14 protein-coding genes and 1 riboswitch are annotated in these 15,976 nt (G+C 49.1%); all 14 genes read right to left on the bottom strand.

The genetic code is table 11. The annotated features are described in order from the left end of the window. Nucleotides 1-261: 261 nt before the first annotated feature. The 14 genes from purF to NOM90_RS05510 all read right to left on the bottom strand — a co-directional run bounded on the left by purF (nt 262) and on the right by NOM90_RS05510 (nt 15,375). Nucleotides 262-1,737: an amidophosphoribosyltransferase gene (purF, locus tag NOM90_RS05575; RefSeq protein ID WP_255940600.1), complete on the bottom strand. Its 1,476-nt coding sequence runs from the start codon at nt 1,735-1,737 to the stop codon at nt 262-264. Beyond that, the gene (purL, locus tag NOM90_RS05570; RefSeq protein WP_305120936.1) at nt 1,722-3,983 is read right to left on the bottom strand and encodes a phosphoribosylformylglycinamidine synthase subunit PurL; all 2,262 of its coding nucleotides are present in this window, start codon (nt 3,981-3,983) and stop codon (nt 1,722-1,724) included. The genes purF and purL overlap by 16 nt, the downstream gene beginning before the upstream one ends. Beyond that, on the bottom strand, nt 3,961-4,650 hold the full coding sequence (purQ, locus tag NOM90_RS05565) for a phosphoribosylformylglycinamidine synthase subunit PurQ (protein WP_255940599.1): 690 nt from the start codon (nt 4,648-4,650) through the stop codon (nt 3,961-3,963). Before purQ ends, purL begins: the two co-directional genes overlap by 23 nt. A 5-nt stretch (nt 4,651-4,655) precedes the next feature. Next, nucleotides 4,656-4,898, bottom strand: coding sequence for a phosphoribosylformylglycinamidine synthase subunit PurS (purS, locus tag NOM90_RS05560; RefSeq protein WP_255940598.1), 243 nt, complete (start codon nt 4,896-4,898; stop codon nt 4,656-4,658). A 102-nt stretch (nt 4,899-5,000) separates the two neighbouring features. Beyond that, the gene (locus tag NOM90_RS05555; RefSeq protein ID WP_255940596.1) at nt 5,001-5,909 is read right to left on the bottom strand and encodes a phosphoribosylaminoimidazolesuccinocarboxamide synthase; all 909 of its coding nucleotides are present in this window, start codon (nt 5,907-5,909) and stop codon (nt 5,001-5,003) included. 39 nt (nt 5,910-5,948) lie between these two features. After that, complete coding sequence (purB, locus tag NOM90_RS05550) at nt 5,949-7,244, bottom strand: adenylosuccinate lyase (protein ID WP_255940594.1); 1,296 nt, start codon at nt 7,242-7,244, stop codon at nt 5,949-5,951. A 153-nt stretch (nt 7,245-7,397) separates the two neighbouring features. After that, nucleotides 7,398-8,597: a 5-(carboxyamino)imidazole ribonucleotide synthase gene (purK, locus tag NOM90_RS05545; protein ID WP_255940592.1), complete on the bottom strand. Its 1,200-nt coding sequence runs from the start codon at nt 8,595-8,597 to the stop codon at nt 7,398-7,400. Next, nucleotides 8,594-9,076: a 5-(carboxyamino)imidazole ribonucleotide mutase gene (gene purE, locus NOM90_RS05540; RefSeq protein WP_255940591.1), complete on the bottom strand. Its 483-nt coding sequence runs from the start codon at nt 9,074-9,076 to the stop codon at nt 8,594-8,596. Before purE ends, purK begins: the two co-directional genes overlap by 4 nt. Before the next feature lie 263 nt (nt 9,077-9,339). Beyond that, nucleotides 9,340-9,441: riboswitch (purine riboswitch) on the bottom strand. A gap of 242 nt (nt 9,442-9,683) precedes the next feature. Next, nucleotides 9,684-10,118, bottom strand: a complete 435-nt coding sequence (locus NOM90_RS05535) for a universal stress protein (RefSeq protein ID WP_255940590.1) — start codon at nt 10,116-10,118, stop codon at nt 9,684-9,686. A gap of 111 nt (nt 10,119-10,229) precedes the next feature. Beyond that, nucleotides 10,230-10,538, bottom strand: a complete 309-nt coding sequence (locus tag NOM90_RS05530; protein ID WP_255940589.1) for a DUF1294 domain-containing protein — start codon at nt 10,536-10,538, stop codon at nt 10,230-10,232. Between the two features lie 108 nt (nt 10,539-10,646). Continuing rightward, nucleotides 10,647-11,828 (bottom strand): GNAT family N-acetyltransferase, encoded by a 1,182-nt coding sequence (locus NOM90_RS05525; RefSeq protein WP_255940588.1) that lies wholly within the window; start codon nt 11,826-11,828, stop codon nt 10,647-10,649. 166 nt (nt 11,829-11,994) lie between these two features. Continuing rightward, nucleotides 11,995-12,585: an ATP-dependent Clp endopeptidase proteolytic subunit ClpP gene (clpP, locus tag NOM90_RS05520; RefSeq protein WP_255940586.1), complete on the bottom strand. Its 591-nt coding sequence runs from the start codon at nt 12,583-12,585 to the stop codon at nt 11,995-11,997. A 54-nt stretch (nt 12,586-12,639) separates the two neighbouring features. After that, complete coding sequence (locus tag NOM90_RS05515) at nt 12,640-13,413, bottom strand: RNA polymerase sigma factor (RefSeq protein WP_255940585.1); 774 nt, start codon at nt 13,411-13,413, stop codon at nt 12,640-12,642. A gap of 261 nt (nt 13,414-13,674) precedes the next feature. Next, nucleotides 13,675-15,375, bottom strand: a complete 1,701-nt coding sequence (locus tag NOM90_RS05510; protein ID WP_255940584.1) for a right-handed parallel beta-helix repeat-containing protein — start codon at nt 15,373-15,375, stop codon at nt 13,675-13,677. Nucleotides 15,376-15,976: the final 601 nt, after the last annotated feature.

Here is a 15,976-nt window from a genome sequence, read left to right as displayed (position 1 = left end):
TAATTTCGCTCTCCGCTTTTTCTTCCAGAAGAAAAAGCGGACCTACCCTCTCACCCTACAAAATCCGAGTGAGATTGCGCCGGAGTAAGCGGAGGGTAGAGGGAGCTATAGAAGCTAAAAGTTTTCTGTAGGAAAACTGCATCGGAAGCATAAACTATAGCTCGCCTTTGAAATCTGATTCCAACCTTTAAAATGTCTTACTCCAATAAAGGAATCGGATTGAAACAGCGATCGAAAGGCCCCTCTACCCGCAGCGCCTTCCTAGCACCCGCACCCGAACTTCTCTTCCCCACCAAAATCAATCTGAGTCGGATAATCATTATCGAAGCAAGCCATACACAGCCCGCCTTTATACGATTCGCGATCATCGCCATCGACCGCTTCCACCAAGCCTTCGTAGCTTAGAAAAGCAAGGGAATCCGCTCCGATCTCTTCGCGGATTTCTTCGACGCTGCGAGAAGACGCGATCAACTCGCGGCTATCCGGCGTATCGATGCCGTAGAAGCAAGGGTTTTTAAAAGGCGGCGAAGTGATGCACACATGAACTTCGGTCGCGCCCGCTTCGCGAAGCAGACTCACGATTCGGCGCGAAGTCGTACCGCGCACGATCGAATCGTCGATCATGACGACGCGTTTGCCTTCGACGACTCGGCGCACGGCGCTCAGCTTCATTTTCACGCCTTGCTCGCGCAGTTCTTGGCTCGGCTGAATGAACGTTCTGCCGGTATATTTATTTTTAATCAATCCGAGTTCGTAAGGAATCCCCGTCTGCTCGGCATAACCGATCGCGGCTGAAATACTGGAATCCGGTACGCCGGTCACGATATCGGCATCGACGAATTGTTCGCGTGCGAGCACGCTACCCATCCGTTTGCGCGCCGAATGAAGATTTGAACCGTTCATATCGCTGTCGGGACGTGCGAAATAAATATATTCCATCGCACATAACGCTTTGCGCTGACTTTCTGTGAAACGATCTTCATGCAATCCGTCGGCATCCAGCACCAACAATTCGCCCGGACGAATATCGCGTACGCTTTCGGCGCCGATCACTTCAAGCGCGCAAGTCTCGGACGTGAAGATGTACGCATCGCCGAGGCGTCCCATCGTAAGCGGGCGAAGCCCGTTCGGATCGCAAGTTACGAGTAACTTGTCATGCGTCAGCAGCATAAACGCATAGCCGCCGACGATCCGGTTCATGGCATCTTTCGCCGCTTCGACGAAGTCTTTCGACGAACGTGCGATCAAGTGCGCCACGACTTCCGTATCGCTCGTCGTTTGGAAGATCGAACCGCTCTCTTCCAACTCGCGGCGAATTTCCGGAGCATTGACGATATTGCCGTTGGTTGCGATCGCCAGATCGCCACCTTTGTATTTGAACACTAAAGGCTGGGCATTGGTTAGACCTCCGCCGCCGCTAGTCGAATAACGAACATGCCCGATCGAATGTTGACCTTGAAGACGAGCGAGTGTGTCTTTGTCAAAAACCTCTTTGACCAGACCCAAGCCGCGATGATAATTGAAGTGGTCTTCGTTGCTGACACAAATCCCCGCGCTTTCCTCTCCCCGGTGCTGAAGTGCATGCAAACCGTAATAGGACAGGGAAGCGGCGTCTGGATGTCCGTAAACTCCGAACACACCACATTCTTCGCGCAGGGTGTCGAATGGATCAATCTGATCCATTCCCTCGTTGTAGTAATCCCCTGTCCACAACGGCTGCTTTACTTCATCAGACATGGAATCGCATCCTCCCAGACCTGTTTAAGTGTATGAATCTCTTCGCTAAGCACTTCTTTGCCGTCTACCGTAACATGCAGTTGCAGACCCGATACGCGTCCGATCTTCGCAGCCGGAACGCCGTGTGCTTGAAGACTGCTCAGCAGTGCTTCCGCGTTTTCAGGCGTCGCCGACAGCAAAATACGCGATTGGCTTTCGCTGAACAATGCCAAATCAGGACGAAGACCGGCTTCGCCGATTTCTTCGGTGTGCAGACTCACTTGTGCGCCGAATCCGCCGCCGATGCAGCTTTCCGCTACGGCAACCGCAAGACCGCCGTCCGACAAATCGTGCGCCGAACGAACCAGACCGCTTTGAATACTTTCAAGCACGCCGCTAAGCAGTTTCTTCTCGACAGCAAGATCCAGCTGCGGAGGACGTCCTTCGGTCACGCCGTGAATCACTTGTTGGAACTCCGTTCCGCCAAGCTCGCCGCGCGTTACGCCTGTTAAGATCAAGATATCGCCTTCGCCTTTGAAATGCTGCGTCGTGATATGATCCACATCGTGTACCAATCCAACCATACCTACGACCGGAGTCGGGTAGATCGAACCTTTGGCATTTTCGTTGTACAGACTCACGTTACCGCCGATAACCGGCGTATCGAGTTCGCGGCAAGCTTCTGCCATACCGTCAACCGCTTTTTCCATTTGCCAGAAGATTTCCGGTTTTTCCGGGCTACCGAAGTTCAAGTTATCGGTAATCGCGAGCGGCTCTGCGCCGGAGCAGACGATATTACGTGCCGCTTCGCTGACTGCGATGCGTCCGCCCACTTCTGGGTCAAGGTATACAAAACGCCCGCTGCAATCTGTCGTCATCGCCAGCGCTTTGCGTGTACCGTCGATCGTGACGACCGCGGCATCCGAACCCGGACGAACCGCTGTATTGGTACGCACCATGTAGTCGTACTGCTCGTAGACCCAAGCTTTGCTCGCGACACTTGGAGAACCGAGTACTTTTTTCAACGCACCGCCAAGATCGGTTACTTCGTTATAAGCGGTTGTATCGATAGTTGCATTTTTCGCATAGTAAGCAGGTTCGCTCGAAGGCTTATCATAAATCGGGCATTCGTCTACCAACGCATGTACCGGCATATCGCCGACAACTTCGCCGTGGTGCAGCAATTTCAGACGTCCGTCGTCTGTAACTTTACCGACCTTCGCGCAAATTACGCCCCAACGCTCGAAGATTTCCATCGCTTGCGCTTCGTCTTTTGGTTCCACGACGAACAACATGCGTTCTTGCGATTCCGACAACATCATTTCGTAAGCGGTCATGCCTTCTTCGCGCTGCGGCACTTGATCCAGATACAACTCCAGACCGTTGCCCGCTTTACTTGCCATTTCGGAACTGGAGCAAGTCAGACCGGCTGCGCCCATATCTTGAATGCCGACCACGATACCGCTGTCGATCAGTTCCAGACACGATTCCATAACGAGCTTTTCCATAAATGGATCGCCGACTTGAACCGCTGTTTTGCGTTCTTGCGATTCTTCGGTCAATTCTTCCGAAGCGAACGTCGCGCCGTGAATTCCGTCGCGTCCCGTAGGAGGGCCTACATAAAATACCGGGTTTCCGATCCCTTTGGCTACGCCGCGCTGAATTTTATCGTGATCGATCAGACCGACGCACATGGCGTTAACGAGCGGGTTGCCTTCATAACTTTCGTCGAATACGACTTCGCCGCCGACTGTCGGAATCCCGATACAGTTGCCATATCCCGCGATACCGCTTACGACGTGCTCAAACAGATACTTCACGCGGTCGCTTTCCAGACGTCCAAAACGCAGCGAGTTCAGCGATGCGATCGGGCGTGCGCCCATCGAGAAGATATCGCGAATGATACCGCCCACGCCTGTAGCCGCTCCTTGGAAAGGCTCGACTGCCGAAGGGTGGTTATGGCTTTCGATCTTGAATACAACAGCTTGATTATCGCCGATATCGACAATGCCCGCGCCTTCGCCCGGTCCCATCAGAACGCGAGGTCCGGTAACCGGGAATTTGCGAAGTAACGGCTTCGAATTTTTGTACGCACAGTGTTCGGACCACATTACGCTGAAAACGCCGATTTCCGTGTAGTTGGGCTTACGGCCGAGAAAACCGCAGATGAGTTCAAATTCGCTATCCGACACACCCATCTGTTTGTAAATTTGTTGATCCGCGATTTGCTCCGCCGTCGGTTCTTTAACGGACATTTGCTGCGTCATGTTGTTCCCTCCAAGCATTAATAATCGATGTGAACATCTTTTTGCCATCTGTCGTTCCCAAAATTTCGTTAACTGCACGTTCAGGGTGAGGCATCATACCGAGCACATTGCCCGCTTTGTTCGTAATGCCTGCAATATCTTCAACCGAACCGTTCGGATTGCTTTTGTAGCGGAAAGCGATCTGATTGTTGGCACGCAATTCTTCCAACGTTTCTTCGTCGCAGTAGTAGTTGCCTTCACCGTGTGCAATCGGAATTACGATTTCTTCGCCCGCTGCATAATCACGAGTAAACGGCGTGTCGTTGTTTTCGACTTTGAGCACGGTATCGCGGCAAGCGAACTTCATCGACATATTGCGGCGAAGCGCGCCTGGAAGCAATCCGGCTTCGGTCAAGATTTGGAATCCGTTGCAGATCCCAAGTACGAATTTGCCTTCTTCAGCCGCTTTTGCGACTTCGTTCATCACCGGTGCAAAACGCGAGATCGCGCCGCAGCGCAGGTAATCGCCATAAGAGAAACCGCCCGGTACCAAGATACAATCGTAAGCCGACAAGTCAGTCGCCGTATGCCAGACATAATCAACCGGTTCGCCGAGAACCTGTTCAACCGCTTTGTAGCAATCTACGTCGCAGTTGGAACCGGGAAATACGAGAACAGCAAATTTCATCGGTATTAACCCTCCAGTTCGTAGCGGTAGTCTTCGACAACCGTATTAGCCAGCAGCTTTTCGCACATTTCTTTGACGCGCTCTCCGGCAGCCTCTTGACTCACGTCACCGAGTTCCAATTCCATATACTTGCCGACACGCAGACTTTCCACTTCTTCGAATCCGAGCGAATGCAGCGCCCCTTGAACAGCAACACCTTGTGGATCGAGTACACTTTGCTTGATGGTCACATAGACTTTGGCTTTCATGAATATCCTCCTGAATAAGCCCTTCCCGAATCTTTTTGGCTTTTTGAAAAATCACGAAATCGGGAAGTCGGCTGTGTAATAGTGGGTGAATCAGGTAACGGTTTAAGAAATGGAAATCAGACTTTGACCGGTAAGACGTTCGTAAATGCCGAGGTAACGTCTCGATGTTTCTTGCACCACATGATCCGGCAACGGATCGGGCGCACTATTTTTATCCCAATCCGTACCGGAAAGATAAGTACGAACCGGTTCTTTATCCATACTATCAATCTCAATATCAAGCGCGTACTTGTCTTCTGCCCAGAAGCGCGAAGAATCCGGCGTGAAGATTTCGTCGATCAAAATCACTTTGCCGTCGATCAGACCGAACTCGAATTTGCAATCGGCAAGGATGATTCCTTGTTCCGCGCAGACTTTACGGGCATACGCATAGAGGGCAAGACTTTTGTTTTTCAACTCCGCAGATAATGCCGCGCCGACTAACTCTTCCATTTTCTCAAACGGAATATCTTCGTCGTGCCCGACGTCGTTTTTGGCAGCGGGCGTAAAGATCGGTTCCGGCAGTGGCGAATTTTTGCGTAGCCCCGCTGGAAGCTCGATCCCGTTTACCGCGCCGCTAGTTTCGTACTGACGCCAACCGCCGCCTGTAATATAACCGCGAACGACACATTCGATATCGATCCGCTCTGCTTTGCGAGTCACCATGATGCGGCGTCTTAGCGCTTCTGGATCTTTGGCAATCGAACCGAGCTGATCCACATCGGTATGAATGACGTGGTTTTCGAGCAGATCCGCCGTTTGTTCAAACCAGTAGGCACTCAGACTGTTCAGCACATCGCCTTTATACGGAATCGCCGGATCGAGAATATAATCGAATGCGGAAATGCGGTCAGTCACGACGATCAGAAAATGCTCCCCCAGATCGTACAGTTCGCGCACTTTTCCTTTGTACAGCAGCGGCGCATCCACTAGATGTTCGGCGGTGGACAAAGCCTGCGTAGTTGCGGACATGAATCTTTTCCCCCTTAACGATGAAATGCGGATAATGAATTAATTCAGACCCAATTTCGCGAAGATCGTATCGACATGCTTCAAATGCCAAGCCGGATTGAACGCATCTTCGATTTCTTCGTTGCTCAGTACGTCTGTAATCGCCGGGCTTGCCAATACGATGTCTTTGAAGCTGCGTTGTTCTTCCCAAGCTTGCATCGCACGCGGCTGCACCGTGTCGTACGCTTGCTCGCGGCTCATACCGGAATCGATCAGCTTCGTCAAAATGCGACCCGAGAACGGTACGCCGTAAGTACGTTCCATATTGCGCTTCATGTTTTCCGGGAATACCGTCAAGTTGTTTACGATATTGCCGAAACGGTTCAGCATGTAGTTAAGCAGCATCGTCGCATCCGGCAAAATCACACGCTCTGCCGAAGAGTGCGAAATATCGCGTTCATGCCACAGCCCTACGTTTTCGTAAGCCGTCAACATATGACCGCGAATTACGCGGGACAGACCGGAAATGTTCTCGCTGCCGATCGGGTTACGTTTGTGCGGCATTGCCGACGAACCTTTTTGCCCTTTAGCGAAAGCTTCTTCCACTTCGCGGAACTCGCTTTTTTGCAAAGCGCGTACTTCAGTCGCAAATTTGTCGAGCGACGTCGCGATCAACGCGAGCGAAGCCATATATTCGGCGTGACGGTCACGTTGCAGCGTCTGCGTCGAGATCGGAGCCGCTTTTGTACCGAGCTTGCCGCAGACGATTTCTTCGACGCGAGGATCGATATTCGCATACGTGCCGACCGCGCCGGACATTTTGCCGTATTGTACGCCATCCGCTGCATGACGGAAACGTTCCAAGTTACGCTTCATTTCTTCATGCCAGAGCGCCATTTTCAGACCGAATGTAGTCGGTTCCGCGTGTACGCCGTGTGTACGTCCCATCATCGGGGTACTTTTATAAGCGATCGCTTTGTTTTTCAAAATTTCGATAAAGTTCACAATATCGCGTTCCAAGATTTGGTTCGCTTGCAGCAGGAGATAACCCATTGCAGTATCGACGACGTCCGTCGAAGTCAGACCGTAATGCACCCATTTGCGTTCTTCGCCCAGACTTTCGGATACGGCGCGGGTGAAAGCGATCACGTCGTGACGCGTTTCTTGTTCGATCTCGTAGATACGATCAATATCGAATGTCGCGTTTTCGCGGATTTTTTGCACGTCTTCCGCTGGGATGACACCAAGTTCGACCCAAGCTTCGCAAGCACAAATTTCAACTTCCAACCACGCTTTGAATTTGTTTTCTTCGCTCCAAATGCTGCGCATTTCCGGTCTGCTGTAACGTTCGATCATAAGGGGTATAGCCTCCAAAATTTAAGTTTTAGCGTTGCGGCGTTCACTGTTTCGAATCGAAACTTCCGAAGCATCGCAAAGCTTTCTTTCATTATATAAGATAAAATCGGTTCCGATAAAAAAGTTCATTCTGAAGCAAAAAGGAAAATGTCTTTAGTCTTTGTCCGCACTCTGCCAAATTCCAGCTTCATCGATCCAAGCAAGCGCATCGTTTACATCGCCGCAGAGCAGATTGATATGCCCCATTTTGCGTCCGGTTTTCGCTTCGGCTTTGCCATATAAATGGAACTTCGGACGCACCAGATCGGAACCTGCGCTTTCCGGCGATAGCATCAGAGCTTCTACGCCTTCCAGATGTTCGCCGAGTACATTCACCATGACGACCGGTGTTCGCAAATCAGGAGCGCCAAGCGGCAATCCGCAGATCGCGCGTACATGCTGTTCGAACTGGGAAGTGACGCAAGCTTCCATCGTGTAATGACCCGAGTTATGCGGACGCGGCGCGACTTCGTTCACGTACAACTTGCCGTCTTGACCGTAAAACATTTCAACGGCTAGCAGCCCTACCGCTCCGAACGATTCTGCGATCGTCGCTGCCAATTGCTCCGCTTGGGCAAGCACGCCCGCAGGCACTCGTGCCGGTACGATCGAAGCGTGCAAAATGCCTCCGCGATGAATATTTTCGGCTGGCGGGAACGTGCTTGTCTCGCCATTAGAGCTACGCGCCGCGATCACCGAAATCTCGCATTGGAACCGAACAAATTGTTCCAGTACCAGCTCCGCGCCGGTAGCGGACAGTTCTGCATAAGCCGCCGAGACTTGGCTGCGGTCTCGAATAACGAATTGACCTTTGCCGTCGTAGCCTCCGGTCGCGGTCTTCAGCACGCTTGGCGTGCCGAGACGCCGCAACGCCGCGTCTAGTTCCGCTTCGCTTGTAACTGCCGCGTAAGGCGCAACCGTGGCCCCCGCCGCTTCCAGCGCCGCCTTCTCGCGCAGGCGGTGCTGCGTCGTGTAGAGCAGCCGGCTGCCTTGCGGCACATACGACCGCTCTTCCAGCAGAGCGGCAACTTCCGCGTCCACGTTCTCGAACTCGTACGTGATCACATCCGTTTGCGCGGCGAGCTGCGCCGCCGCGTCTTTGTCTGAATAAGCGGCGACGATCTGCGCCGATACTTGTCCGCACGGTCCGTCCGAGACCGGATCGAGTGCGACAAACCGATAGCCGAGCGGCGCGCCTGCCAGCGCCATCATTCGGCCCAGTTGCCCGCCGCCCAGCACCCCAATCGTGCTGCCCGGGGCGATGACGCGCGCTTGGTTAGCGCCGTCTACTTTAACGTTGCCGGCTTCGCTCATGGCAACTCCGCCTCCAACACTTCGCGCTCGATTCTCGCGCGACGGGCAACGACGCGGTCGAGCACCTCGCCGTCCGCGGCGCCGACGATCTGCGCCGCCAGCAAGCCGGCGTTGATGGCGCCGGCTTTGCCGATCGCAACCGTCGCCACGGGAATGCCGCCTGGCATCTGCACGATCGACAACAACGAATCCAATCCGTTCAGCGCAGCCGATTGCACCGGCACTCCGATCACCGGCAGCGGCGTTTTCGCTGCCACCATACCCGGCAGATGCGCGGCTCCGCCTGCACCTGCGATAATGACCTTAAACCCTTTGCCGCGAGCTTGCTCCGCGTATTCAAACATCAAGTCCGGCGTACGATGCGCCGAGACGACTTTTTTTTCATACGGAATTTGAAGTTCTTCGAGAATCTGACAAGCATGCTGCATCGTTTCCCAATCCGATGTACTGCCCATAATAACGGCTACTTGCAAAGACATCATTCACACTCCAATATTCATTATTTTGACTTGTCCAAACAAAAAGCCCGGACATCGCCGCAAAATCGTAAAGATCTCTCGGGAATCCGGGCTGTAGAAGTCAAGAAGAAAGGCTTAGACGCACAAAGACGAAAATACGCGCTTTTATCTCATCTAGCTGCAACTCATGCAACTATCGTCGAAAAAACGGATTCTCGTTTAAAGGAACGCGTTGAACCGGCAACCAGTTAACCCGGCGCCCAACCTTGTCTCAAATTGAGATCAGATTGTTCGTTGACTTCCGTAGTCCGGGGATTTACGGTTCCCGGGTAGATACTGCCGAGCCTTATCCTCAGCTTTATACGGTCAAAAGAATCATTTAGTTAAGTGTCGAAAGCGCGGTGTTCACACGCTCGACTTCTGTTCCAGTTTAACAATTCCGTACACGCTATGTCAAATTAAAAACCGAACATTTTAAAATTGTAAAATCTGAATGTTCGTTTTTACACAATTGACAAGCCGAATTTCTTGAATTCCTTCTTGGCTTACGTTAAATAGCGTATAACTTGTCTATTTTTTCAATAAAAAAAGATCGAAAAACGCGATGCGTTTTCCGACCCTTTTCTTTTTATTTAACGACCAATACCGGCACTTGCGCTTGCTGCACAACATTGTGGCTGACACTACCCAGTACAAATTCACGAATCGCGCCTAGACCGCGGCTGCCGATCACGATCAAATCCGCATCCAGTTCTTTTGCATATTCTAAAATCAGTACCGCAGGCGCACCTTGACGCATTTCGATATTCGCTTGCACACCGGCAGATTCGATGCGGCGACGCGCTTCGCTCACCGTTTGCTCAGCAAGATCGAAAAATTCTTTATTTACGCTACCCGGAACCGGAGCAATCCCGTCTCCGACGAAAAAGCGCGGATAATCATAAATATGCAGCACTTCCAGTACCGCTTCCGGCGAAGCTTTGACGAGCGCTGCTGCACGATCGAGCGCTTTATTGGAAGCTTTAGAACCGTCGTAAGCGACTAACACTCTAGAAAATAGCATAATCAAGCACCTCTTTCTTTTCTTGCGAATTTGGAATATAACCGCTGCTTCGTATGTCTATTATTACCCGTTCAAAACGAAGACTTAAACACCTAGCTTCCCAAATGCCTTTTAGATGTAGAAATAAGAAGAGGCGAAATAAAGCAGTGTTCCGTAGATGACAATATTCAGTAAAAACAAAGCCGGAATTCCGAATTTAAACGAATTATGCTGTGTTTTATGCCTTTTTGCCCGCATCGCGATCCAGATGCCAAGCGCACCGCCCACTGCCGCCCATATGAATAAGGTACGCTCCGGTACTCTTCGTTTATTGCGTTTGGCTTTACGTTTATCCGATGTCATTACGACGTACGAACACAGGTTTAGCAAAATCAGCCAAGCCGCGATTGCCAGAACACTGATCGGAATCGTCAATGTCATGTTTGTTCCTCTTTTCTTGATCGTATCAAAATCTTATCCACATGTGGATAGTTTGCGGTTTTTTTTTAAGTTTCTCGATAAAGTTATCCAAGTTATGTGCGTAACCTGTTAAAAGAAATCGACAATGAATGGCGTGCGTACCGGAATCACTTGATTCAGTAATTGCGCGGTATCCTCCGAAGTCTCCAACAATCCGATCTGTTGAAGTTCCGCAGGACGACGATAGCCGAGCAAAATCGCAGTCAGCGTACCGATCGAAAGAGTAACGTCTGTTGCTTCGGACAAGCCGTGTTCGCCGGACTCTAGTTTTTCCAAGCGACCGATTCCTTCCCGAGAAATCTGCCAGTTCCATAAGCCGTCATTCCACGGTGCATGAGGATCTTGAATATGTACGGTGAAAGCATGTTCTGTCCCTGTTTGTACAAACGGATATTGTTCAACGAACGGTACAACGTCTACCACTCTTGCCATACAATTCGGCTGAATCTCTTGTTTGACAATCGGATCAGGTAACAGCAGATAAAACGGATCGTCTACAGGCGTATTCATTTGAACTTCCGTAATCCGCGAATCGTGATTTACGATAAAGTCCCAAATGCCTTGCCGCGCTGTTTCGTTGATCCAAAACATTTCTTTCGTCATCCACTTCTCATTTTCGATCTTATACATCACATAAGCTTCCGGCTCTTTGGCTTCGTTATAATAAACGGCTGTGTAGGTCGCACGCTTCAGTACCCGCTTCGTCCACCACTCTTCGCTTCTGACGACTGCACCGTTAAAACGTACGATTGCGCGGTCATAGATCGACTTCAATACCTCAATATCTCGCACTTCGCGAACAACGCGTCCCGGTACATTTTTGAGTGGAGGTAATTTTTCAACAGGAATCTGATACTTTTTGTTGTCTGTGAATAACTCCCATCCATATTTCCGATAAAAGCCTACCGAGAACGGATACAGATACGAAATCAATTGACCTTGACCTTTCATTTCTTCGAGACCTTGTCTGAGGAGCTGAGAGACCATGCCTTGACGGCGTTTCTCCGGCCATGTTGCCACACCGCCGATACCGCCCATTTGCATCACTTGACCATGAATATAGACTTCAAAAGGAAGCAGCACCAACTTCGCGCTTAACTCCTCGTTCTCGAAGGCTCCGATTACCTTTTCTTTGTCAAAATTACGGCGATCTTCTTCTTTATCTTTTTCACTTACCTTATACAAAAAAGCATACTCGTCCAATGCGATATACGCATCGAAATCTTGTTGATTGAGACGTCTAATTTCCATACTTTTTCGGCTCCCCTCGATGCGGTTAATAGGCATTCACTTCATCTTGCTTCGCAACTCTAACCTTACTTCTTTTTGGCTTACATCGGCAAGTCCCTGAATAGGTAGGCATAGGTATCAAAAAAGACCCTGCCGCTTAAAGCGTAGGGTCTTCATCTGTATAGGCTTATGATTTGGAACGGTCAATGATTCGATCCAGAATTCCGTATTCCAAAGCTTCTTCCGCCGACATAAAATAATCACGATCCATATCCCGCTGAATCTTTTCCAAAGGCTGCCCGGTATGCTTGGCTGCAATTTCATTCAATCGTTCCCGCGTACGGATAATACGTTTGGCACTGATCGCAATATCGCTTGCCTGCCCTTGAGCTCCCCCATGCGGTTGGTGGATCATGATCTCGCTATTGGGCAAAGCTCCTCTTTTACCCGGCGCACCCGACAGTAACAAAATCGCCGCAAAAGAAGCTGCCATTCCGGTACAGATCGTATGCACATCCGGCTTGATATGTCGCATCGCGTCGTAGATCGCAAATCCTGCTGTCGTTACACCGCCTGGGCTGTTGATATAAAAGTAAATATCTTTGTCCGGGTCTTCCGCTTCCAGAAGGAGCAATTGAGCCGTAATGCTATTTGCGACTTGATCATCGATGGCCGAACCCAAAAACACGATACGGTCTTTGAGCAACCGGGAATAAATATCGTACGAACGTTCGCCGCGACTTGTTTGTTCCACTACATAAGGGATAAATGTACTCACTATTACGCCTCCTTAAGCCTTGCCTCGCTATTGATCTCTGCCGGAAAGGAAAGACTAAGCCGCCGCTTGGTATTCGACCATCTGCTGTAGGGTAGACGAATGAGAAAGTCGATCGCTTTGACGTTTCGGTTGTGGCACAGGTACCGCGCATCGTACAGCGAGCGAAGCTTCTTCTCCGCTCCCGCCATTCCACAAAACCATCAGTGCACGTACATCTTGAAGTTGGATCGCCTGCATATAAGCAAAAACGACTTGTTCATCGACGATATTCGATTTTTTGGCAACCTTATTGAAATTGGCTGAAGAATCTCGGTACTCCTCCAGCTTTTTGCGTGCCCGATGTAGCGAAGCCTTCACGCCGCCTTCTGTCGTTCTCAAAAACTCAGCCGTTTCCGCAGCGGTAAAACGTAGATACTCCATTAACAAATAAACCGTTCGTTGATCCGGAGTGAGCCATCGTACTAGCAGTTCTGCCGCTGACCATAATCGAAGAGGATCTGAACGATCCACATTCATCATGCCCGCTTCCAAGCTAAATTCTTCTGCTAGATCCTGCGTAGTCGCTATTTCGTCTGTACTTTTGCGCATCCCGTCAATCCAGGCATGATAAGCAATCCGCCGCAGATAGCTACGATTTTGAATACCGCCTTTTTCCCGATACGATGCCCAAGCCTTCATCCACATTTCTTGTCGCAAATCTTCCCCAGCCGTGATCGAACCCGTTAAAAACCGACAGTACTTAGTAAGAGCGACATCATGCTCAGCAATCCGTTGTTCAAATTCATCGCGACGTTTGTTCCCTTCAATCTGGCTAGAACTCTTCATCATTCGTCTCCTCCTTTCCGTAGGGTTCATGAGCTTAAACGGATAAATAAGCGGTATCGATACTCTATGTATTTATTTTTTATTTTAATTTTTTAAAAGTTAATGTTTCATCTATGTTTATCACGGGTATAACTACTTGCAAACATATTTACGGTGTAGTGTATAACTTTGAATAACGGGATGCAATCGGCAAAAATAAAAGCGAGAACCAGTTGCAGCTGGTCCCCGCTGAAAAAGAATCTTTGTGAGAGAAGATTTGAAGAATCAGAAGCCGATGTTATCAACAAGTGTGATAATCCCGTTCTTGAAAGTTGTAGCTGCGCCGTTTTTGTTAATCAGCGTATTACGTTCGAATTTTACGGCTTTAATCGTACCGTCTCCCCATATCCCGATACCGCGATGAGCCCCGTCTGTGATCATATTGCCTATAAATTCGATATGATCGATATTTCCTTTGCCCGCGTAAACTAAAACATTCGGATGATTTTGCGGTGATTGAATTCCAGTATTGTGGATTGTATTGTTCACTACTTTCACTCGATCTACATTCAGCGTATTGTATGAGCCTTCTACCGAAATATAAACACCTGCCATCATCGTATCCGCAACTTTGTTATTTTCGATCCACACATCTGTTCCGCCTACGACCGAAATCCCGCGAGCTTTTGAAAAGTTTCCGATCTGATTTCCCCGAATCTTGATATTGTTGACCGGCGAAGGGCTAGTGTCATAACTGACCACTGCGATTCCATCGTCTCCAACCCCCATCACCGTGTTATTCTCCACCGTAATATGATGGCTTTCTGTCGTCATATGAATCCCGTCAGCGTTTGTATTCTCAACCGTATTGTTCGACACGACTCCATTATTGGAACCGTAAGCCATCATGATTCCAGCCGTACTCGATTTATTCACACGTACATTGTCGATCACGAAATTAGTCGCGCCACGCACAGTAATACTATTTTTATCATGCGAACCGTTTCCTCTTGGCACCGTCGTTTGATACGTGTGCGTCAAGTTGCGAAGTTGTACGCCGTCACCTGACAGATCGATTGAGCCGCCATTTGGATCCGTAGAAACCAGGACTGTCGATTCTTTTCCCGCACCGACTACCGTAATCCCGTCAATTTTTAAAATTTTGCTTAAACTAAACTCGCCAGCCGGAATAGATAAAGTTTTCTTTTGCTCTTTTGCGGCTTTGATTGCAGCGACAAAAGCAGCATAGTCATCTTTTCCATCATTCGCTACGGCTCCAAAATCGGTTACGCTCAACCCTGTAATTACCGGGGTCACTGAGCTTTGAGGAATCTCTACGTTATTCACTGGTTTCTCTTCTACAGGAATACTGACTACAGGTTGAGACGTAGTCGGTGGTACCGCTACTTCAACAGGTACAGTAGTGGTCGGCGTAAACGAAATACTTGGATTCCACAGCGTCTCGTCATCTTCGGTTGTTCCGTTTTTATTTACACTAAAGTAAATGGCTGTTCCGGCTTGTACCGAAATCCGATCGACGTTTTTAGGTTTTTCGCCTGTTTTGGTTGTGATTAATGAGCTCCAAAGTACAGTGTTATCTTTTGAAATGCTGGCTATGATACCGTCGCCTTTATTTCCGCTTTTTTTGACGATCCCTGTAATTTCAACGATACCGGTACTCGGTGCAACCCATTTACGCACAGCATCTGATTGAGCGCTTGGATATTGAGCACTTGCACTCACCCACGGAAATCCAGAAGAGGTACTCCAACGTTTTTGATTTTTATCATACTGAAGATCGGAATATTGAAGTGTTACACTTTGTTGATAATACCAATTGCTATTTCCTTGCGTAGTCTGACTAAAATTCGGTGAAGCTTTGTACGTTTCTGAAGAAGCTGCATGTACTTTCCCCGAAATAACACTACCTCCGCTTACTGCAAGCGCTAGTGCTACGAGTGCGATCATAACTTTCTTTCTTTTCAAGATGTATCCCTCCCATGATGTAAAAACCGAAAAGTGAATAAAGATCTAAGACATCGTATTCCTTTATAAAATGCTTTTTTCCATAATGAATTTTTAAATAAATATACATATCTATTTATATTCGATAATGAAATTACGCATCCACGATATTTATATCGACCGCAATTTTCAGGAAGTTACAGCAAAGAAACTTAACGAATCAAAAGACCCAATTGGTTCATAAAAAACCCCAACTCAATACACAGAAAGTTTATATAAATCTAGGAACATATGTACTTGTTTATAAAATAGAGGTTTAAATTGTCTCGTGACAGAGGACAAACACATAGATCAGCATTGTAAGACTTCGTATATTGGGGAGAACCTGTGGGTAGATATTTTTTGCAACTAAAATTTGTGAATAACTTGCTAACTGGGGATAAAAATGGAGTGGTGATTCGCGGTTACACACACTTTGTGAAGAAGCTGTTTATGAGGTTTGAAATAAACACAAAAAAGCCCGATCCGCAAATGCAGATCAGGCCTCTTCTTCGGCTTGGCAGCTTCCTACTCTCCCAGGACCCTGCGGTCCAAGTACCATCGGCGTAAGAGGGCTTAACGG

Origin of the sequence: Saccharibacillus sp. JS10, assembly GCF_024436065.1 — a bacterium.
Lineage (GTDB): Bacteria > Bacillota > Bacilli > Paenibacillales > Paenibacillaceae > Saccharibacillus.
Note: the sequence above shows the minus strand (reverse complement) of the source record. Positions and strands in the feature narration are given on the sequence as shown.

What these genes read in the sequence shown, in the direction of transcription:
- NOM90_RS05535 (WP_255940590.1), bottom strand. Translation starts at nt 10,118, where the DNA reads ATGCTATTTTCTAGAGTGTTAGTCGCTTACGACGGTTCTAAAGCTTCC.
- NOM90_RS05555 (WP_255940596.1), bottom strand. Translation starts at nt 5,909, where the DNA reads ATGTCCGCAACTACGCAGGCTTTGTCCACCGCCGAACATCTAGTGGAT.
- NOM90_RS05525 (WP_255940588.1), bottom strand. Translation starts at nt 11,828, where the DNA reads ATGGAAATTAGACGTCTCAATCAACAAGATTTCGATGCGTATATCGCA.
- purK (WP_255940592.1), bottom strand. Translation starts at nt 8,597, where the DNA reads ATGAGCGAAGCCGGCAACGTTAAAGTAGACGGCGCTAACCAAGCGCGC.
- purB (WP_255940594.1), bottom strand. Translation starts at nt 7,244, where the DNA reads ATGATCGAACGTTACAGCAGACCGGAAATGCGCAGCATTTGGAGCGAA.
- NOM90_RS05515 (WP_255940585.1), bottom strand. Translation starts at nt 13,413, where the DNA reads ATGATGAAGAGTTCTAGCCAGATTGAAGGGAACAAACGTCGCGATGAA.
- purL (WP_305120936.1), bottom strand. Translation starts at nt 3,983, where the DNA reads ATGACGCAGCAAATGTCCGTTAAAGAACCGACGGCGGAGCAAATCGCG.
- purQ (WP_255940599.1), bottom strand. Translation starts at nt 4,650, where the DNA reads ATGAAATTTGCTGTTCTCGTATTTCCCGGTTCCAACTGCGACGTAGAT.
- purE (WP_255940591.1), bottom strand. Translation starts at nt 9,076, where the DNA reads ATGTCTTTGCAAGTAGCCGTTATTATGGGCAGTACATCGGATTGGGAA.
- purF (WP_255940600.1), bottom strand. Translation starts at nt 1,737, where the DNA reads ATGTCTGATGAAGTAAAGCAGCCGTTGTGGACAGGGGATTACTACAAC.
- purS (WP_255940598.1), bottom strand. Translation starts at nt 4,898, where the DNA reads ATGAAAGCCAAAGTCTATGTGACCATCAAGCAAAGTGTACTCGATCCA.
- NOM90_RS05530 (WP_255940589.1), bottom strand. Translation starts at nt 10,538, where the DNA reads ATGACATTGACGATTCCGATCAGTGTTCTGGCAATCGCGGCTTGGCTG.